Annotated in this window: 11 protein-coding genes; all 11 read left to right on the top strand. The window is 42.2% G+C overall.

Annotation, left to right across the window (positions count from 1 at the left end):
* Positions 1-34 precede the first annotated feature (34 nt).
* Positions 35-1,336, top strand: coding sequence for a pyrimidine-nucleoside phosphorylase (locus J2T13_RS11190; RefSeq protein ID WP_429371226.1), 1,302 nt, complete (start codon positions 35-37; stop codon positions 1,334-1,336).
* A gap of 344 nt (positions 1,337-1,680) precedes the next feature.
* Positions 1,681-3,252, top strand: coding sequence for an ABC-F family ATP-binding cassette domain-containing protein (locus tag J2T13_RS11185; RefSeq protein WP_429371224.1), 1,572 nt, complete (start codon positions 1,681-1,683; stop codon positions 3,250-3,252).
* A gap of 591 nt (positions 3,253-3,843) precedes the next feature.
* A complete protein-coding gene (locus J2T13_RS11180) occupies positions 3,844-11,775 on the top strand; it encodes an Ig-like domain-containing protein (RefSeq protein ID WP_429371222.1) in 7,932 nt (2,643 codons plus the stop codon).
* A gap of 384 nt (positions 11,776-12,159) precedes the next feature.
* Positions 12,160-13,134 carry an aldo/keto reductase gene (locus J2T13_RS11175; RefSeq protein ID WP_429371220.1) on the top strand — a complete coding sequence of 325 codons (975 nt, stop codon included), beginning with the start codon at positions 12,160-12,162 and terminating at the stop codon, positions 13,132-13,134.
* A 216-nt stretch (positions 13,135-13,350) separates the two neighbouring features.
* Positions 13,351-14,697 carry an LLM class flavin-dependent oxidoreductase gene (locus J2T13_RS11170; RefSeq protein WP_429371218.1) on the top strand — a complete coding sequence of 449 codons (1,347 nt, stop codon included), beginning with the start codon at positions 13,351-13,353 and terminating at the stop codon, positions 14,695-14,697.
* A gap of 6 nt (positions 14,698-14,703) precedes the next feature.
* Positions 14,704-15,480 (top strand): ABC transporter permease, encoded by a 777-nt coding sequence (locus J2T13_RS11165; RefSeq protein ID WP_429371216.1) that lies wholly within the window; start codon positions 14,704-14,706, stop codon positions 15,478-15,480.
* A gap of 36 nt (positions 15,481-15,516) precedes the next feature.
* Positions 15,517-16,527, top strand: coding sequence for an ABC transporter substrate-binding protein (locus J2T13_RS11160; RefSeq protein WP_429371214.1), 1,011 nt, complete (start codon positions 15,517-15,519; stop codon positions 16,525-16,527).
* A 20-nt stretch (positions 16,528-16,547) separates the two neighbouring features.
* A complete protein-coding gene (locus tag J2T13_RS11155; protein WP_429371212.1) occupies positions 16,548-17,321 on the top strand; it encodes an ABC transporter ATP-binding protein in 774 nt (257 codons plus the stop codon).
* Positions 17,322-17,342: 21 nt separating this feature from the next.
* Positions 17,343-18,188 (top strand): sulfurtransferase, encoded by an 846-nt coding sequence (locus J2T13_RS11150; protein WP_429371210.1) that lies wholly within the window; start codon positions 17,343-17,345, stop codon positions 18,186-18,188.
* Positions 18,189-18,973: 785 nt separating this feature from the next.
* Complete coding sequence (locus tag J2T13_RS11145) at positions 18,974-20,377, top strand: SIR2 family protein (protein ID WP_429371208.1); 1,404 nt, start codon at positions 18,974-18,976, stop codon at positions 20,375-20,377.
* Positions 20,355-22,472 (top strand): ATP-binding protein, encoded by a 2,118-nt coding sequence (locus J2T13_RS11140; protein WP_429371206.1) that lies wholly within the window; start codon positions 20,355-20,357, stop codon positions 22,470-22,472. The genes J2T13_RS11145 and J2T13_RS11140 overlap by 23 nt, the downstream gene beginning before the upstream one ends.
* Positions 22,473-22,841: the final 369 nt, after the last annotated feature.

Genomic DNA, 22,841 nt, shown 5'->3' with positions numbered 1-22,841 from the left:
ACAACATAAAAAGCAAATGTGAGGAGAATATCCGATGAGAATGGTCGATCTTATTGCAAAAAAACGCGATGGTAAAGAACTAACGACAGAAGAGATCAATTTCATTATTGAAGGCTATACGAAAGATGAGATTCCAGATTATCAAGTCAGTGCCTTGGCGATGGCTATTTATTTCCAAGACATGTCGGTGCGAGAACGCGCTGATCTGACCATGGCTATGGTGAATTCAGGGGATACGATTGATTTGTCGGCGATTGAAGGCGTGAAGGTAGATAAACATTCTACAGGCGGAGTGGGAGACACAACGACACTAGTATTAGCTCCACTTGTTGCAGCACTGGATATTCCAGTTGCTAAGATGTCAGGTCGTGGATTAGGTCATACTGGGGGAACAATCGATAAGTTGGAGGCCATTGCAGGGTTCCATGTTGAGATTGATAAAGAAGAATTCGTGAACCTTGTGAACAAGGATAAGATAGCGGTCATTGGTCAATCGGGCAATCTTACACCGGCAGATAAGAAGTTATACGCCCTGCGTGATGTAACTGCGACGGTCGATTCGATACCACTCATCGCTAGCTCTATTATGAGTAAGAAAATTGCTGCTGGATCTGATGCTATTGTTCTAGATGTGAAGACGGGTGCTGGTGCATTTATGAAGACTGTAGAAGATGCTAAGGAATTGGCACATGCTATGGTGGGCATCGGAAATAATGTCGGCCGTAAGACGATGGCCGTTATCTCTGATATGAGTCAACCCCTCGGTTTTGCTATCGGAAATGCACTAGAAGTGAAAGAAGCGATTGATACATTACAAGGAAAAGGCCCAAAAGATTTGGAAGAACTATGTCTTGCCTTGGGTCGACAAATGGTGTTCTTAGCGAATAAAGCAAGCTCGCTCGAAGAAGCTGAAGATATGCTTAAAGAAGTGATAAGTAATGGTAAAGCCTTAAATAAATTCAAGGAATTTATTGCCAACCAAGGTGGAGATCCGTCGGTCGTAGACAATCCGGAGAAATTACCACAAGCGAAATATCTAATCGAAGTACCAGCTAAAGAAGCTGGTGTAGTGGCTGAAATTGTAGCGGATGAGATTGGTATTGCAGCTATGTTGTTAGGCGCGGGACGGGCGACAAAAGAATCAGAAATCGATCTAGCCGTTGGCCTTATGCTGAACAAGAAAATTGGGGATTCCGTAAAAGTGGGAGAATCATTGCTAACCATTCATGCTAACCGAGAAAATGTAGACGACATCGTATCTAAAATTTATGAAAATATTCGAATTAGCGACCATGCGGAGCCACCTGTCCTTATCTATGATATCGTGACAGAATAACTTATTGAATCGAAAAATATATCTTATTTGATGAGGAATAATCGATAACGCATAACCGATATTCCATAATCAAACCTTAACGACCAAGTGGATAGTATCCACTTGGTCGTTTTTGAGCTAACGGTGACTTAGTAGGTCTTTGAGGTTGGAATAAGAGCATACTTTTTCCTCTAAAACCGTGTATTTCTGCTCTATTTTTTGGAGATATATTATTAAATTTGGGGTTTGAAGTTATGTGTGAATAGAGATCTAGTGTTATAATCACGCATGAGTGTTCACAGCGTTCACTTTGCCATACACAACATTTATTAGATTGTATAGAGGAAATATAGGGGTGAGAGAACGTGAGCTTAATTCGTCTGGAGAATGTAACTAAGAAATATGAAGATACATTAATTTTTCGTGATATCTACTTTCGGGTTAGCAAAGGGGAACGGATTGGGCTGATTGGGCGAAATGGTGCAGGTAAGTCTACTGTTTTCAAATTAATTATGGGTAAAGAAGAGCCTACAGCGGGAAAAGTTGAATTAGATCCACAGGTTAAAATAAGTTATTTCTCTCAATTCTCAGAACTGAGCGGAGGGTTGTCTGTTCAGCAGGAGTTAGAATGTTGTTTTGAACAGGTTGCACTTATCGAACAAGAACTGAAGGAAATAGGGGAACAATTGGGGCAAGTAACGGATGGTGCTCAGATGGATCAATTATTAGAGCGGCAAGCGGAGCTTTTTGAACAAATGGAGCATTTGGATGGTTGGAATGTTTCTGTTGAAATTGACACGGTGCTAACCAAACTTGGTTTCGATGATCGGTCACGTCATCAGCCTGTTGATGAGTTATCTGGAGGTTGGAGGAACCGCGCAGCGCTAGCCAAAATTCTAATTGAGATGCCAGATGTTGTGTTGCTTGATGAGCCGACAAACTTTTTGGATTTAGAAGGGCTTGTATGGTTAGAGCAATGGTTACATCGTTTCAAGGGCGCCATGATTCTGGTGTCGCATGATCGGCAATTTATTGATAGAGTCGTTACGCGTACAATTGAGATTGAGAATTATCATTTTCAAGAATACGAAGGTAATTATACCGATTACATCCGGAAGAAGAAGATGCGCAAGAAAGTATTGGATCGTCAGTTCGAATGGGAGGAAGAACTTCTCATTATGGAGTCCGAAGCCATCGATAATCGTTCGAGCAAGAAAACATCGAAAGACCGACTTTCACGTAAGTTAGCGGATATGAAGAAACAAGTTGAGCCTCATCCTGTGAATGTACTGATTACCGATATTTATGAAAATTTACGTTTCCCAGACAGATTATGTGAAGTGAAGGGAATTGGACAGACTTATGATGATCGGTCGATATTCGAGAACATAAGTTTCGACGTTCAGAAGGAAGATCGACTGGTCATTGTGGGACCTAACGGAAGCGGGAAGTCAACGCTCATTAAGGTACTTACGGGACAGGAACACCCGAACTCCGGCGAGGTGATCTGGGAGAGGGGGGTCAGTTATGCCTATTTTAACCGAATGTGGGATGAGCTTGATCTCAAAGATACCGTAAGCCATGCGGTTAATATTTCTGGGCTTGGTCTGAATGCTACACGAAAAAAAGTGAACAAATTTCTATCGATGCTGCAATTCTCGGAAATGGATTTAAGTAAAGTCATTGGGAATCTATCTGGTGGACAGCAAGCTAGAGTAGCTCTAGCCAAATGCCTCCTCTCAGGAGCAGCTGTCATTATTTTGGACGAGCCTACCAATCACTTAGATTTGACTAGCATTCAAGTCATGGAGCAAGCGCTAATCCATTTCCCTGGAGCCGTTATTACGGTAAGCCATGATCGATTCTTCATTGATAAAATAGCAACAAAGATGCTTACCTTCGACCCTATCTTGGGTATAAGTGAGCAGAATGTATAGGGATGTTCGACCTGTAACTTGTAAGTGATAGAAGATGATCTTGTTCAATATTCATGTTTAAATCAAGAGTATTACCTTGGCGTGTCTGGGTAGTACTCTTTTTTACGTTTGCAATCTGATTAATCTGGCAGACTCAAACCTAACAATACCTTTCTTCCAGCAGCGCTTACACAAATGATTAGTGAAAATAGTTGGACGTGTATAAACGGTAGAGCCTAGCGCATTCAATCTATAACTAAATTGTAATTTCATAAACATGAAACCATATTTAATGGAATAATTAACATTTATTGAAGCCTATTAGTCCCCTAGACACACCAAATTTCAACAAAATTCGTGAAACATATAGACAAAATATTACCAAATATGTTTAAGTGGAACTATCGGGACAAACGTTTGCGCTCAGTAAATTATTCTTGCTAGTAAATAGATCAATGTATCTACTAATAGGGACTAAGACCTGTCCGATGAAAGAAAGAAATGAACTGACACGTACACTCTTACTAAATCGGTCCTTTGGCGACCAAGGTATTTTGAACTATACACGATATGAGCCAGAAACTATTAACTATCAAAGGAAGGTGTGTTGAATTGAATAGAGGATTAAGAAAAATCGCTATACTAATGTTAGTAACCATTTTTGCATTTACCTCGGCTGGATTCTATCCGGAGCAAGTAAGCGCAGCTACACCTGAGACTAGATTTCTGACTATTAAACACGATGATTTCAGCTCTACAATTGATATTGACGGTAATATACCAGGGAAAACGAACGAAAAGTGGTTGCAAAGAAACGGAGTTGCAGCTCTTGTGACTGATAGTTCAAGCAGGAATGTGCTTCGGTTGACACCGAACTTAGCGAATATGGTCGGTAGCGCCTTTTACGGTGATCAAATTTCCTTTGGTAAGGAACGTTCATTCAGCACTTATTTTTCCTTTCGAATGAGTGATCCTGCGACAAACGAATTTGCCGCTGGTGATGGATTAGTATTTTCGATTCAGACGCTTTCCAAGGAAGCTGGAGCTAAGGGAGGGGGGATGGGATACGGTGGTCTTACAAGAAGCTTTGGGATCGAATTCGATACCTTCGCCAACCCGAGCGCTCCGCGAGATCCAAAGGCGATAAGTGTGAACATTGGAAGCGCTCCCAATAGTTCAAGAACAGGGAAGGCAGATCTATACGATACGAGTCATATCGCCATTGTGGCCAATGGAAATATGGACCACAGCGTGTCAACGACGAGTCCCAAAGGCACACCTTTTCCTGCATCGATAGATACTAATTCAAATCCAAACATTATTGGGACTCCGGCAGTGGGAGAGACTGCTGCGATCGCTAATTTAAAAACCGCTGATAGCGGGACATGGGCCACGAACAATGCCTACCCATTGTATAACGGAGAAATCTATCATACATGGATCGTATATAATGGTCCCACAGATACGATGGAAGTGTACTTGGGTAAAGATGCGAATTTTAGTGCAAGTAAATTAAAAATTAAAAAATCGGGCATCGGCCTGAGAGAATATTTGGAGCAAGATGAGGCGTATGTCGGATTTACAGCAGCAACGGCCTCGGCTTTTGAGAAGCATGATATATTACAGTGGTACCTCACCAATAACGACTTACCCATTGAGCCTCAAAACACGAATTACACCTATGTTGTTGCACCTCCTATGATTGAGATCACAAGCACTGACTTCGTGACTTATGGAGCTGTAACTTCAACGACATCAAGAATCGTAAAGGCGAAACTCCTAAATTATGATGGGACAACCTGGAACAAGGGGCCGTATCCGGTGACCTTTTCTATGTTCAAAGAAGGGACAATTAAAAATTATACTTTTACAACAACGGATGGTAAAACGAAGACGGTTGCGTTGAAGCCGCGGACGGACGATAACCGTATCTCGCTAAAAGGTGAACAGAGAAGAGTCAATTCAGAAGGAAGTAGTATGCGATACGCAACTGTTATGTCTGATGAGAATGGTATCGCTACAATTCAAATTTCAAATATGCTAAGTACAGCTGTTAATGATTCGAATGTTAAAGCAATTGTGGGTGATCACTTTGGAAATGGAGTATATGGTGGCGGGGCTTACGCTTATGAGCCAGTTGATTTTGCCGCTGATATTGCTCCGCCGACTATTTCAAGTGCTGGGGCGGATGTCAGCAATCCCAATCATGTCAAAGTCCTCCTTAGTGAAGATGCTATTTACCCATTGGTTACTAATCAACCTGAAAACTGGCATACTAACACTCCGAGCACATGGAATACGGGAGGTTTTACGATTCTTATTCCCGACAAGGATAACCCAGGTAGCTCTATCAGGGTACCTACAATCATCGTTGGAGGAAGTGGTGCGCCAGATGAACCGCTCCTGCTAGAATTGGCTAATGGCGAGGTTGTTCCCCATGGATTTGATGTTCAACTTGAGTATATAAAGGTAAATGGTAGTATTCAAGATGTTGTAACCAATCTAATGATAAACCAAACGATCCTGATAGATGACTATCCATTCATTCCTAAGGGTGCCATGGTTGTAAATAATCAGGCTCGAAAGACGGTGGAGGTGAATTTTGATTTTCCTGTCCTAACTAATAACATCGTTCCGGGTTCGTTTAGTTTATATTACGATAATGGATTAGGTAGGACTCCGGTAGCGGTAACCGGAGTCACTTCAGATGCTTCTGATTCTAAGAAACTTCTATTGACTTTGAATTCTGCAATTCCTGCAGGAGCGACTGTTACGATAAACTACAATATTCCGTCTACTGGAGGAAAAATTACCAACGTATCCACAAGTGGTCTGGGTACGGGACACCATTCAATGAAGCAACTGACGGATTTTAGTGTCGTTAATCAAATGGCGCCCATCAGGGCTGTTGTTGTCAACGACAGTGCTCGTAACAAGGTGAAAGTGAGTTTCGCATCTGAAGTTGAATTACAAGGTACCGTAGCAACCTTGGCAAGTGCATTGAAGATTGGAATAGACAGTCAGATCGAACTTATAGATGTATCTAATATTATAGTAGATAGCTCGGATGTTACTGGCAAAACACTTATTCTGACGTTGGCAGGCCCCCATCTGCCTACAGAGGGTGTACCATTTGGGAATATTGTGCAGTTGGACTACGATTCGACGATTGCAAACGTTGATGTAAGGGAGAAAACCGGAAGTAAACGAAACCTAGAATGGTTGAGTCATTTCCCTGTAGAAAATCAGTACAAACTTAATGTGGCAATTGTTGGCCCCGTCGATGGTACAACGACGAACGACAAGAACATCGTTGTGACGGGAACAAGTGACCCTGGAAAGACCGTAACGATTACGGTGAATGATAAGGATGGAGATGCAGTAACAGGCGTGACAGTAGTTGATCCGGCGACGGGTAGCTGGACGTTTACACCGAGTTCGGCGCTTACAGATGGCACGTATTTGGTCACAGCTCAAGTAAGCGATACGGCTGGGAACGAGGGTTCAGCGAGCAGCACGTTCACAGTGGATACGGTAGCACCGAACGTGGCGATTGTCAGTCCAGCGGACGGAGTGACGACGAACAACAAGAATACGGTGGTGACGGGAACAAGTGACCCAGGAACAGCCGTGACAGTAACCGTGAAAGATAAGAATGGAGATCCCGTAGTAGGTACAATAGTCGTTGTTCCAGCCACAGGAAGCTGGACGTTTACACCGACTGCACCGCTTACGGATGGTGAGTATACGGTTGCAGTGGAAGGTAGCGATCCGAGTGGCAACAAAGGGATGGATAGTAGCACATTTACGGTGGATACGGTAGCGCCGAACGTGGCGATTGTCAGTCCAGCGGACGGAGTGACGACGAACAACAAGAATACGGTGGTGACGGGAACCAGTGACCCAGGAACAGTCGTGACAGTAACCGTGAAAGATAAGAATGGAGATCCCGTAGTAGGTACAATAGTCGTTGTTCCAGCAACAGGAAGCTGGACGTTTACACCGACTGCACCGCTTACGGATGGTGAGTATACGGTTGCAGTGGAAGGTAGCGATCCGAGTGGCAACAAAGGGACGGATAGTAGCACCTTTACGGTGGATACCGTAGCGCCGAACGTGGCGATTGTCAGTCCAGCGGACGGAGTGACGACGAACAACAAGAATACGGTGGTGACGGGAACAAGTGACCCAGGAACAGCCGTGACAGTAACCGTGAAAGATAAGAATGGAGATCCCATAGTAGGTACAATAGTCGTTGTTCCAGCAACAGGAAGCTGGACGTTTACACCGACTGCACCGCTTACGGATGGTGAGTATACGGTTGCAGTGGAAGGTAGCGATCCGAGTGGCAACAAAGCAACGGATAGTAGCACGTTTACGGTGGATACGGTAGCGCCGAGCGTGGCGATTGTCGGTCCAATAGATGGTGCGACGACGAACAACCAGAACACCATAGTATTGGGAACAAGTGACCCGGGTGTAACCGTGACAGTAGCAGTGTATGACAAGGATAGAAATACAGTACCAGGTACAATTGTTGTTGTTCCAGCGACAGGAAGCTGGACGTTTACACCGACCGGACCGCTCGTCGATGATGAGTACACGGTAACGGTGGAAGCTACAGATCCAAGTGGTAACAAAGGAACGGATAGTAGCACGTTCACGGTGGATACGGTAGCGCCGAACGTGGCGATTGTCGGCCCAGCGGATGGCACGACGACGAACGACAAGAACACGGTTGTCACGGGAACAAGTGACCCGGGTACAACCGTGACAGTAATCGTGGAAGATAAGAATGGAGATCCCGTGCCTGGTTCGGTAGTCGTTGTTCCAGCGACAGGAAGCTGGACGTTTACACCGACCGGACCGCTCGTCGATGGTAAGTACACGGTAACGGTGGAAGCTACAGATCCAAGTGGTAACAAAGGAACGGATAGTAGCACGTTTACAGTGGATACGGTAGCGCCGAGCGTGGCGATTGTCGGTCCAATAGATGGTGCGACGACGAACAACCAGAACACCATAGTATTGGGAACAAGTGACCCGGGTGTAACCGTGACAGTAGCAGTGTATGACAAGGATAGAAATACAGTACCAGGTACAATTGTTGTTGTTCCAGCGACAGGCAACTGGACGTTTACACCGACGGCACCGCTTACGGATGGTGAGTATACGGTAACGGTTGAAGCCGAAGACCCAATTGGTAACAAGGGAAGGGATAGTAGCATCTTTACGGTGGATACGGTAGCACCGAACGTGGCGATTGTCGGTCCAATAGACGGTGCGACGACGAACGACCCGGACACCGTTGTCACGGGAACAAGTGAGCCAGGTACAACGGTGAAATTAACCGTGGAAGACAAGAATGGAGATCCCATAGTAGGTACAACAGTGGTTGATCCAACAACAGGTGAATGGACGTTTACACCGACCGGACCGCTCGTCGATGATGAGTACACGGTAACGGTGGAAGCTACAGATCCAAGTGGTAACAAAGGAACGGATAGTAGCACGTTTACGGTGGATACTGTAGCACCGAGCGTGGCGATTATCGGTCCAATAGACGGTGCGACGACGAACGACCCAGACACCGTTGTCACGGGAACAAGTGAGCCAGGTACAACTGTGGTAGTAACCGTGGAAGACAAGAATGGAGATCCCATAGTAGGTACAATAGTCGTTGTTCCAGCGACGGGAAGCTGGACGTTTACACCGACTGCACCGCTTACAGATGGTGATTATACGGTAATAGTGGAAGGTAGCGCTCCGAGTGGCAACAAAGGAACGGACAACATCACGTTCACGGTGAATACACAATCGCCTAACGTAGCGATTGTCGGACCAGCGGACGGAGTGACGACGAACAACAAGAACACCGTTGTAACGGGTACAAGTGACCCGGGTGTAACAGTGACAGTAGCAGTGTACGACAAGGCTAGAGATACAGTACCAGGTACAATGGTAGTTGATTCAGTGACAGGCAATTGGACATTTACACCGACCGCACCGCTTATGGATGGTGAGTATTCGGTAACGGTGGAAGGTACCGATCCGAGTGGCAACATAGGGACCGACAACAGTAAATTCACTGTAAATACACAAGTAGCGGTTTCCTATTTCATCAACTTGAAGGCAAGCCCAGATATGCTTGTCGCAGATGGCAAATCTATTTCCGTCCTGACGGCTATAGTTACAGACAATCACGGAAATCTGATATCGAATGTGGATGTGGACTTCAGCGCATTGATTGAAAACACATTGACGTCAAAAGGAACATTTGTAGACAATTTAGGTAATGTGATTGTTTCAAGAGTTACAACGTACAACGGCATTGCAACAATCATCTTCAAATCGGAAGCAATAAACAGCATTAATCCCGTTAGGATTGAAGTTAAGGCGGTTGTTCACGATCTTGTGCATGGAATTCATGCAGTTGCAGCGATTACAATGGTTTTTGAACCGGCTGTCGTCTCTGGCGTAATTACAGATGGTGAGAATCATAAACCGGTAGTAGGGGCAATCGTAACACTTCTGGATGCTGATGGTCTTCCGATTCCTGGACATACATCTACAACGGATGCTGATGGAAAGTATTCTATCCCTGTTACGGAAGGGAATAAAGATTATTGGATAAGTGTGACGAGAACAATAGGAACAGGTAGTAATGAAAAAGTCGTAACTTATCTCCAAAAAGCTATGGTTAACGATGATATCACTGGTCTAGGGCAAGAGTTTGTATCCGATCAGACAATTGCGGGAATCGTCGCTGGCAAAAGTCTGGTTGGTACCGTTCAACCGATTGACTTCGGTACTTTCGTAACTCGCGATACTGCTGAAGTACACCCGATGTTTGCCGTATTCCTTAAAGATGGATCGAATTATGTTACATCGTCGAAAGGAACGGTTGCTGTACCAAGTGAAAGCGATGGCTTCTCAATCGATGGAAATGGAGGGTTCGTTGCCGGGGGCTTGACGGCAGGAACAGCTTACGATTTGGAAGTTCGGTATTATTACGATGTAAAAACAGAAAAAGGTGTCGTGAGGGACTATATCGTTATTGCTAGGAAACAGATAAGCATCAGTAAAAATGGTGAAATGAACATAAATGAAGAGTTGATCGATCCGTTCGGTATCATTACGGACAGCTTGACCCATCTTCCGATTGCGAATGCTCAAGTTATCCTGAAATATGCCAATACGGAGAGAAATCGCAATAAAGGAATTACGCCAGGTACATCCGTTGTATTGCCGGAGCTTCTGGGATTCCCGCCTGCTAATAACGCTAACCCGCAATTTAGCGATTCGAATGGGAACTATGCCTACATGGTGTATGGCAATACGGATTACATCATAGAAGCCAAGGCTACAGGTTACGAAGATTATCGTAGTGTAGTCATTGGAATCGACAATGACATTGTCCGTTGGGACTTTCAGATGAAACCGATCACTAAAGATTCTGGCAGCACGAGTAATTCCGGGAACAACGGCGAAACCGGGGGATCGAATAATACTAGTATAACTCCTCCAATGGTAGTCTCTAAACCGGATGTATCGATAAATATTGTGACTGAGCGCAGTACTTATGAAGAAGGCAGTGAAGCTCCATTCGTGATTATCTATAAAAATGAAGCGAATCAACTGTTGCCTTCGGGACAAATCATAATAACGTTACCTGACAATGTTATGGTGATCGATGGCGATGGAGGAATTGTAAAGGGGAACACGATAACTTGGGAAGTAAAGGATTTGGCAACCGGTCAAAGTGGTAGTCACCAAATCCGCCTTAAATTCCCGACAAGTAATTCTGCTGAGAAAGCTGTATCGATTAACGGCCAATTTGTGGTTAAAGGAGAACTCGTGCATCCATTGAATGCTATAGCGTCCGTGAAGGTAATGCTGTTCTCCAACCGCTTCGGGAATATTCAACATATCCGCTACATCTTAGGCTATCCAGATCATACATTCAAGCCGGAAAAATCTCTTACTCGTGCTGAATTGGCAACGATTATTGCGCGTCTTATCGGTGAATACGATGAAGACGTTACGATGAAGTATTCCGATGTTCCTCAGAAGTTCTGGGCGAGCTCGTATATCCAGACGGTGACACGTCACAATATCTTTACGGGATATACTGACGGAAGCTTCCACCCCAATGCTCCTGTAACAAGAGAAGAGCTGGCTGTGGTTATGGTTAGATTTCTGAAGCTAGAGATATCCCAGCCAATTGAAACGCATTTTGCTGATGCAATGGATCGTTGGTCTTCATCGTCAATCGAAGCGTTATATCGGAATCGATTGATTACTGGTTATCCTAATGGAACATTTAAGCCGAGAAACAGTATTACTCGTAGAGAAGCGGTAACGATGGTAAACCATATGATGTTCCGTGGACCTTTAATGAACATCTCGCCGTCTTTCCCGGATGTTCCAAGCACTTCATGGGGATTCGGGGATATAGAGGAAGCGACGCGTTCACATGAGTCCAAGTACAATACTGATGGTAACGAAGAATACATTAAGAGTATTCGTGATACCGTTCAGTAAGATATGAAACTTTAGAAAATGTTAAAGATAAAAAGGACGTTCTAAGACATGATTCTGTCTTAGTACGCCCTTCTTTTTATTTGTATGTAGAAATGTACTTTAAAACCCCGTATCGTAATTGAATTGATAGAATCTATTCTTTGATTTTTGTCTCCAAAATCCCTGTATGTCACGCTGAGATAACGACGAGCTGAAAGATAATAGTAAATTTCGTCAAGCAGTTCTCAAAATCGTTCAACACGTAACGATTAATCTCGTGATTAATAAAATAGATTGACGTATAAAATATGCAAATGCTATACTCTAGTTAGTTTATCGGAATTAAATGATTAAAAGATAGAAAGACAGATTTTATACTCTTCGATACATACATAGGGGGGCAACATGAAATATAGAAAACTTGGAAGAACAGGTCTAAAGGTGTCAGAGGTTAGTCTAGGAACAATGGCATTCGGACGCTGGATCGATGAGGCGCAGTCAGCCAATATATTAGACCTCGCTTTGGATAAGGGAATTAATCTGGTTGATACTGCCGACGTGTACGGGAAAGGTATGGATACCGGGAAGTTGTCACAATTAGGAGAATCTGAGGAGGTTCTCGGAAATATTCTAAAGGCTAAACGAAATCAGGTCTTATTAGCTACTAAATTTAACTCAAGTATGGGTTCAGGAATGAATGACGGAGGTCAGAGTCGCTATCACATCTACCGGGCACTTGAGAGTAGTTTGAAGCGCCTGCAGACCGACTATATCGATCTCTATCAGGTTCATCGGTTCAGCCCTGATACGCCAATTGAAGAAACGTTACGAGCACTCGACGATTTGATTAAACAAGGGAAAATTAGATATATAGGTTGTTCGAATTATGCGGCTTGGCAGATTGCTAAGGCTCACGGTATAAGTGCGCTACACAATCTGAACCGATTCGAGACTATTCAACCAGAATACAGTTTAATTACGAGAGGGATTGAGCAAGAAATCTTACCGTTTGCGCAGTCTGAAGGGGTTGGGGTAATCGTATACAGTCCACTTGGAAGAGGGATTCTATCAGGTAAGTACCGTGAAGGCATTGCTGCTCCAGTAGACTCACGTTTGGCTCATGGTGAAGAACGACTGAAGGTGCTTTTGAATCAGAGCAATGCTCTGGCATTAGTTAATGTACTTCAGCCACTGGCAGACCGACGAGGCTTAACACTTCCTCAGTTCGCACTATCATGGGTATTAAGCAAACCTGGCATTTCCTCGGCGATAATTGGAGCATCCAAACCAGAACATATTCGCGACACGCTGGATAAGGTTAATGAATATTTAACCATAGAAGAATTGAAAGAAATTGATCATATAACAGAACAGTTTTAAGTAAAAGTGATGATTCACAGCTTTATACGTCCAACGATAGTAGGACTTGCGGCAGGATTAGGGGTTACAGTCAAGTTGGTGATTTTTTATTCTCATTAAACCGACTAAATCAATGTGGTAACTTTACTTATTAATAAGATATCTTAATTGATCAGTAAGCTACTAAATGAAATTGTAATATCACAAAAATAAGACTCAGGAAGGTGTCAACATCACATGAGCGAAAAACAACAGAAACGTCAATTGCATCTTGGTTTATTTCTATTCGGAACAGGTTATCATCCGGGAGGCTGGAGGTTGCCTGAAGGGCGGACCGATGGCGCATATGATCCTCTTTTTCTTGGCGAAGTAGGGAAGAAGCTAGAGAAGGCAAAGTTTGATTTCTTCTTCCTTGGTGATCGACTGGCGACGAGTGCCGATATGCAATATTTATTTCCTTCACAGATGTCGCGTTTGGAACCACTCACTATGCTCTCATATATAGCCGCAGTTACAGAAAAAATTGGATTGATAGCTACTGTGAATACGACCTATGCAGAACCTTATAATATTGCTCGCTATACGGCATCGTTAGATTATCTAAGCGGTGGACGGGCTTCATGGAACATTGTTACAGGTTCCGACCCACGTGCCGCGCTGAACTTCAGCCGTGAGAAGCATTGGGATAATGCGAAACGCTATGACTATGCTGAAGAATTTATTGATGTGGTAACGGGTCTGTGGGATACATGGGAAGACGATGCGATGCCGCGGGATAAAGAAACGGGTGTGTTTGCAGATGGAAGTAAGGTTCATCCCTTGAACCATGCTGGAGAGCACTTCTCCGTTGCTGGCCCACTTAATGTTGCTCGCCCGGTACAAGGTCAACTTCCACTTGTAACTGCGGGAACCTCTCTTCGGAGTCAAATACTCGGAGCTAAATATTCTAACATCGTATTTACCGGTCAGAATGTGAAAGAGGAAGCGCAGAAATTTTACAAAGAAATTAAAGGACGGCTTCCAGAGTACGGAAGAACATCTAACGAATTGAAGATTCTCCCTGGTCTTGTACCCATCGTGGGAAGAACAGAGCAGGAAGCTAGAGATAAGTATAATGAGTTGAATTCACTCGTTGTGACAGATTATGATCTTACTCCGCTGTCGCAAAAAATAGGAATTGATCTAACGGGTTACTCGTTGGATGCGCTGCTGCCGGATCTCTCATCATCTGATGTTGCACAGCATTGGGCTGAGCTTGCCCGTAAAGCTACAGGATTCGATGAACTAACGGTTCGTGATTTATTCTATTATTTCACTGTCACTGTTAGAGGACATTTATTGATAGTGGGTAGCGCGGAGCAAGTTGCAGACGTTATAGAAGAATGGTTCGTAGAGGAAGCTGCAGATGGCTTTAACGTATGCCCGCCCTATATGTCGGGTGGACTTGACCTATTCTTGGATCTAGTTGTACCGAAGCTTCAGGAGCGCGGCATATTCCGTACCGAATATGAAGGTAGCACATTCCGAGATCATCTTGGACTGGATCGACCTGCCAACCGATTCGAGCAGCAGGTAGAGGAGTGAAGTTAAATGAGCAACAGAAACTCTCGCCAGTTTAAGAAAATACGTCTTGGGCAGATTGTTCTGCTGCTGGTTATACTAGGCATCTGTGAACTGCTAGTGAAGAGCGAAACGATAAGTAGTCTATATCTGCCTGCTCCTTCTCAAGTATTCATGGAGTTGATAGAACTATTCGCGGCGGGTGACGTCTGGAAGCACTTATATGTGACCTTAGCGGAATTCCTCATTGGTTATGGAATATCTGTCGTGTCTGGCATTGGGATTGGTATGTTTCTCGTGCTGGTTCCATGGGCAGAAGCGTTCTTTCGTCCCTACTTATCGGCGCTCATGGCGATTCCAAAAGTAACGATTGTTCCTTTGTTAGCGCTATGGCTTGGAATTGGAGCTACGCACAAGATAGGTGTTGTATTTTTATTCTGTTTTTTCACCATCGCTTTAAATACGATGACAGGCATTAAACAGACAGCGGATAATCATCTTAAGGTAGCTAAAGTATTTGAAGCATCCAAGCTTCAGACGATTACAAAGGTTATCTTACCTTCCGCGGCACCTACGATATTCGCGGGGTTACGAATTGCGGCGGCAGGTGGTCTTGTGGGAGCACTGTTCGGTGAGATGCTTGCATCGAAAGAAGGGCTTGGTAATTTATTAGTTAATGCAACTTCGCTCTATAATACCGCGCAAGGTTTTGCGATTGTAGTACTTGTAACCGTCATATCCATTCTGATCATTGCTTTAATCGATCTGCTAGAGCTGAAGGTATTTCTGAAATGGAAGGCATCTTAAATAGAGAATCATAAGATTTTCGGGGGAGAGTTAACGATGAAACAAACCTATAAACATAAATCAATCGCGTTACTGACTGTAATATTAATGATTTCAATTCTAGCCGGATGTGCTGATGGCAATAATAACGTCAGTAGCAATGAATCGGGAAATGCTAATTCCCCAGCAACGGTGAAGTTGGAGAAAATTAGATATGCTCCATTAAGCGGAGCAAGTGGACTGGCTGTATCTTTTGGTGCGGAGAAAGGTTTTTTTGAAGAAGAAGGATTAGATGTTGAATTTATTAGCACGAAAGACCCTGTAACGGGACTTATCAGTGGGGATATTGATGTGGTGGACGTGGCAACGACAACTGCGATTATAGCAGCGGGTAAAGGGGCTCCTATCAAGATCGTCTCCTCGATGTTCCGTACGAAGGGGCCATTCTATCTGATTGCATCCTCAGACATTAAAAGTGTTGAAGATCTGAAAGGTAAGAAAGTGGGCATCGCAGTTAATGGTAGTGGGCTAGAAGTATACACGAGAGTTATTCTGCAGGAACATGGGATCAGCGCTGATGATGTTACACTCATTGCAAATGGTACGCATCAATCGGCTTATGCAAGTCTGGAAACGGGTCAGGTAGATGCAACGATCATCCATGAGCCCTTCGCTTCATTAGTTGAAAAGGAAGGTAAGGGCAAATTGTTGGCAACAGGTTGGGATTACCTTCCGAACTTCCACACCGGTGTACTGGCATCACGAGATGCATTTATTAAGGAAAAGCCAGAGCTATTAAAGAAGCTGCTACGTGCCTACTTCCATTCACAAGAGTACGCAAAGAGTCACCCAGATGAATTTAAAGCTTACTATTTAGCGAATATGGATGTAGATGCGGAGGCGTTGGACACGGCGCTAGAACGTGAGAACGTACTGTGGGAGAATAATCCAGATGTCAACATTGACGATCTGAATGAAACGCAGCGGATCCAGAAGGAACTTGGCTTTCAGGACGAGATTTACGACGTTAATGCTATCGTAGATCTCCGTTATATACCGACAAAATAAGTTCGACAGGAGGTCTTCTCATGGCTGGTTATACAGTGCAACGCGTCTCCAAGGTGTATGAAGGTACGGTTCCTACGGTGACGTTAAAAGATATTAATCTAACGGTGAACGAAGGAGAATTTCTCTGTATTCTAGGTCCAAGCGGTTGCGGTAAAAGCACATTGCTCGAGATGCTGGCAGGACTCCAACAGCCTACGGAAGGCGATATTCTGTTCGATGGCAAGAAGCTAGATGGCCCGAGCCGCAAGCTTGGGGTTGTATTTCAGGATCCTTCGTTATATCCATGGAGAAACATATCTCAGAATGTAGGACTTGGGCTTGAAATTGGTGGAGTCAAGAAAGAAGAGCGAAAAATACGTGTTGACAAATATTTGGCAATGGTTGGGCTAGAGGGGTTCGGTTCGAAGTATCCCCATCATTTGTCTGGGGGAATGAGGCAGCGTGCTGGATTAGCAAGAGCACTAGTTGGAAGCCCTGAGGTGCTGCTGATGGATGAGCCGTTCGGAGCGGTAGATCATTTAACCCGGTTACAACTGCAGGATGATCTGCTACGCATATGGAAAGAAGAGAAGAAGACGGTCGTATTCGTGACCCACGATGTGTCAGAAGCCGTATTTCTAGGAAATCGGATCGTGTTGCTTTCGCCAAGACCAGGTATCATTCATTCGATCTTCAATATCCCTAGTCAGCATCCCCGTAAGCGAGATGATGTCGGCCTGCTCAAGATACAGAATGAAATCTATGCTGCCATCTATGATATTAAGACGGAAGAGGACTTGGAATTCACTATCTAAATAAAGGGAGAGGATTCTCATATGTCTAATTTAGTAACAAAGGAATGGTTGTTCGAGCAGCTCGGTTCAGATGATCTCGTTATCGCAGATGTACGTTTTGCTCCCGGAGATTCATCACATGGGCTGAACGCTTATACAGAAAATCACATTCCAGGTGCCGTATTTATTAATTTCAAGGAAGACTTGGTTGATCCGCCCAGGGAGCATGGGGGTAGAAGTCCATTGCCTGACCCAGAGCGTCTCGCTGACAAATTCGGTAAACTTGGCATAGATCAGACGACTCGGATTGTCGTGTATGATGATTCGGTTCGACCAGAAGCGACACGATTATGGTGGATTCTGAACTATCTAGGGCATGAACAGGTGTATATCCTCGATGGCGGCTACACAGCTTGGGAAGACGCCGGACTACCGATAACGTCTGAAGTGACAACAACCCCTTCACGTACATTCGAAGTCAACCTACGTAATGACTGGTTAGCAGATGTAGATGAAGTAAGAGCTTCGATAGGACGAGATGATGTAACACTTGTAGATTCCCGAGATTTGAAACAGTATCTTGGTGTTGAGGCACCATTTGATCCAGTCGCTGGTCGTATTCCCGGTGCTACGCTTGCCTTTTGGAAGGATGGAGCATCCGATGACGGAACTTGGAAGTCCTCAGATGAGCATCGTGAGCGCTTCAGAAACCTAGACCCTGCGAACAAAGTCATTGTGTACTGTGGCTCCGGCCTGTCAGCATGTCCGAATGTTCTGTCGCTTCGAGAAGCGGGCTTTGAGCAAGTGAAACTATATGCAGGCAGCTGGAGTGACTGGATTTCTTACAGTGAGAATCCGATTGTGACTGGTGACGAAGAGAAGGAGTAATTGACATGTAGGTTGTGACTCCAAGTACATCGCTAATAAGGCGATGTACTCTTTGTGCATTCAATACCGTGAGTGAAATTAACATGGAGTCAACAAGTCATGTAGCAACCGTAGAGAATCATTGAAATTATCTGTTATTCACGTAGGCGTTCGAACGCTCGATAGGGACTGGTCTACTTTCTTGCAAAAGGTTGTCAGCAGTAATCTGGCTAACGGCAGTTGAAGATCAAACGAGGGGAACCTTATCACAAATAACGGCTAAACTATTTGTTTTAATGCTTATTTGAATGTCAATTTTATCCTTATTGGGATGTTGAAATTGAGATATTATCTGGAGAAAGTCATATTACTAAACCCTTTGAAATCAACAACCTCACTAAATGTGAATAGATAGTAGATATATTTTCTGTGGCTCAAGGTGGTACTACATCAGAAACCGCAACTGCAACATCAAGTCGGAGAAGGCCATTGTCCCATACATCAATATTTGGTAAGTAAAATAAAATGTGATAAAGCCTAAAAAGCCATGATGTACTTGGTTTTTTAGGCTTTATTTGTATTCAAAATGCATTATTTTAAATACATATACTGGCAGGATTAATGCAAAGGTTGTCGAATACGTAGTAAATGTCTCTAATAATTACGGCGGGTTTAATTCTCAGAGCTTAATGCAACATATTTCATTATAGAAAGTGCTATTGCAAGAAACACAAAATCGAAGAATAATTCTTAAAAGTACTTCTTGTATTAGAATTAGGTAAGAATCTGAACTAGGAGGTTTGAGTATGGATGACAATGACCTTGGAAAATTAAAAAGAAGTAAACTCTATGTAGGTTCAAAGAATTGGGTTGAGGAATTTTTCTCTGAACAGCAACATAGCAAGAGTCCTGAAAAGTTGTTAGACAAAATCAGATTGCTATTAATGAACTATTTACAGTTAGATAATGTTAGCTTTTTGTTTGGCACTGGAGCATCTTTACATTTGGGAACAACATCAATACGTAACTTTCCAATAGCAATTGAGAATGCTTTGAAGGAGGATGATGAGGAGCTTTATGCGTTATTTGTCCATTTAATAAAACAGCACCAAAACTCTGAGAACGTTCAAAGAGAAGAAAATGAACCTTTTGAAATAAAAGTTCCCTTGGAAAAATTATTGGATTATTTACTAGCGTTACAGTTTGTTCAGGAGCATTCCAGAGATGTCATAAAGGGATTTAATTACAATTATATAGGCGAAGAAAAGTATATTGAAATAACAACTGAAAGAATAGAAGCACTAATTGTAAAGATTAAAACAGAGTTGTTCAAATTATGTGATCTTGATAGCCTTGAATCCCGACCTCCTGATGATCAGTCCAGAGAGGAAATGTATGCAAATGGAAAGTACACTTACCATAATAGTTTTATAAAATCTCTTTTGCAACGTCCTCTTAACTTAAGAAGAGCAAATATTTTTACAACAAATTATGATTTGGCGTTCGAGAATTCATTTGATGAGTTAGGTATTTATTATACGAACGGATTTAGTGGTTTTCATAAACGAACTTTTAAGCCAGAGGTATATGAATATGACCTATATTATCCAGGAAATACCACAGAAGGCAAAGTAAGACGTATCGAACGAATGATAAAATATTACAAACTTCATGGCTCAATCAGTTGGGTTCGCGAAGATAATTCAGCACAAAATCAGTATGGATTAGTCGAACGGCATATTGATTGGATAAGAAGCAATTTAAGTGCAGCTGGAGATATCATTATATACCCGACGGCTCATAAAAAAGGATATTCACTAGATTTCCCGTACTCGGAACTATTTAGGCAATTCGCTGCAGTTATTACTCAACCACAGTCAGTATTATTTTGTGTCGGATATAGCTTTTTTGATGAACATATAAATGACATTATATACCAAGCGTTATCAATACCGAGTTTCACATTAATAATCGTTGACTACAACGGGACTGAAAACGAGATGATTAAACGCCTTTTAGAACTAGATGATCCACGAGTTATAATTTTGTCAGGACCATATTTGGGTGATTTTAAGCTTTTTTCAAAGAAGATTATGCCGAATTTCCACGAAATGGAGTACCGTGAAAAAGTAGCAACAACTTTAAAAAAATTGTATTCGGATACCAAAGAATCCGAGGTGGAAGATGATGCAAGAGCAACTAATTGGTAGAGTAATTAGTGTCGATAGTTTTCGAGTCATGATTGAACTTAACGCCAATGTAAAATCCCTATTTAAAAGCGGGTTTAATGATATATACGAGATAGCACGAATTAACTCATATGTCTCTATTCCCGTAGGTGCAGAAAAAATAATTGCAATGATTACGCGTGTTAAAATTAGTGATGAAACAGAACTCGAAAAATCAGAGAATTCGATATTACTGCCTAAATCTAAAAGATATGTTGTTGCGACCATGATCGGAACCATAGATAACTACAACAAATACATTCAAGGTGTATATAATTTTCCGATTTTAGATAATCCAGTGAGCTATGTATTGAGGGGGGAACTTGAGGTAATTTTTGATTATAAATCAAAAGATAGTCCAATTGATTTTAAACAAGATTATTTTTTATCCGTTGGGAAGTCTCCTGCATATTCTGAATTTGATGTAAAGATTAACCCTGATAAATTTTTTAATAAGCATGTAGCTATTTTAGGTAATACGGGTTCAGGCAAATCCTGCACGATAGCGTCAATAATTCAATCAATGTTTCGTGGGCAATACCAAACTACTGACGGCATAAAGACTTTAACGGACGCACACATAATCATTTTTGATACAAACGGTGAGTACTCAAAAGCTTTTCAATTTGAAGAGCAAGAGCTAAGTGCACGAGTTAACACGTTTACAATCACTAATGAGGGATTAAAAGTACCATTTTGGTTTATGAATTATGATGATTTTGATTACTTATTTGAACCATCACAACTTACGCAGGCTCCAGTATTAAAGAGAGCTATTGCATTAGCGAAAAATGCTGAACAAGTTGAAAGTGTCGAAGTATCAAAACTATTGGCTGAACCTATATTTAATAAAGTATTAAGACTTATCAATTTATTAGAGGCTAATGATAAAGATTTGAAGCTATTTATTATACATGAATTAGCAGATTTAATTGAAACGTTACAGAATAACGATAATTCAAGTGTGGTCCAAATTAAGATTCAGTTAGACGCTTTACATCAGGCTAAAGTAGTTGGGAATTTAAACGTTGAGTACGGTATTAAGGGAGATATTAGTTCATCTGTTGTTAATGAGGCCTATATCCAGCTCAAAAAGATAACAGATGTAATAATTATTGAGTCTGAGACGAGAGTATTATCAAACGAAAAGGATGTTGATATACCTAGCTTCTTTGATTTTCAAAAGATAATTACTGAATATATCGATTCAGCTATTAACGAAATTGGTTCTTCGCAAGCTAAATATAAAGAATATCTTTCAAGTCTCAAGTTAAGAATTTCGAGTTATAGTTCTGATGAAAGGATAAGCACGCCTTTTATGTTAAAGAGCAGGGGATTTAAAGATTCGTTAGTAGTTTTTTTAACTTATATACTAGGTGGAAATCTAAATTCTGAGAATGGAGAAGAAACCGAATTCGAGAAATATAGGAGTCAAGGTTCAAGCGTTAAAGTAGCTGAGAATCGGAGTCAAATAACAATTATTGATATGTCGTTACTTCCGTATGAGGTATTGGAAAACATCACAGGATTAATAGGCCGTATGCTTCTTGAATTTGTTCAGAGAATCGAAAAGGTTGAAGAATATAAAAGTCTTCGTGGGAAAATCCCGATTGCTATTGTACTTGAAGAGGCCCAAAATTACATTCCTCAAATTGAAAGAAAAAAAGAGCACGCTTCAATCTCAAAACGTGTGTTTGAACGTATAGCAAGAGAAGGGAGAAAGTATGGGTTATCATTAATTATCTCATCTCAAAGACCTTCTGAGCTATCAAAAACTGTTTTATCACAATGTAACACGTTTATTGTTCATCGATTACAAAATCCAGAGGATCAAAACTACGTTAGGCAGCTTGTATCATCGGCTAATGTTGATATATTAAATCAACTTCCTATATTACCACAGCAACATGCAATAATTATGGGGGATGCTGTTAAAAGTCCTTCTCAGGTGCGGTTTAATGATGTAATGCCTCGTCCTGGTAGCGATGATCCGGAAGTTTTTAATCAATGGCTTGGTAATTCCAATGAAGTTAATATAAAAAAGGTAGTAGATAAATGGTTGAAAAACTCTATTTAGAAGATAGAGAAACTCTTCCTTTGTCGACCATTGCTTAATATAAGAGCTAAAGTGCTACTTTATTTATAGAGTGGCACTTTTGTTATTCAACTATCTTTTTGTATGAAGTTTTTCCTCTTGCTGAGATTGACAGTAAGATTTGGATCCTTGTACATTTTGATTGAAACCTATATGGTGATGCTTAAAATATTTTATTCTTACAATGACGTAAAATTGGTATTGACAGTCTGCCAATACTTGCATTGGTGATGTATACTTGATGAAGTGAATCAATACACAATAATGATTGCTATCCCTTGAAAGATGATAGATTAGGGCACATATATTGTAGCTCTTATATAAACTGTTAATGCCATGAGACTAAGAGGA

This window comes from Paenibacillus sp. DS2015, from assembly GCF_050433705.1.
GTDB lineage: Bacteria > Bacillota > Bacilli > Paenibacillales > Paenibacillaceae > Paenibacillus_AQ.
The sequence above is the reverse complement of the archived record's forward strand: the minus strand, read 5'-3'. Positions and strand labels throughout refer to the sequence as shown.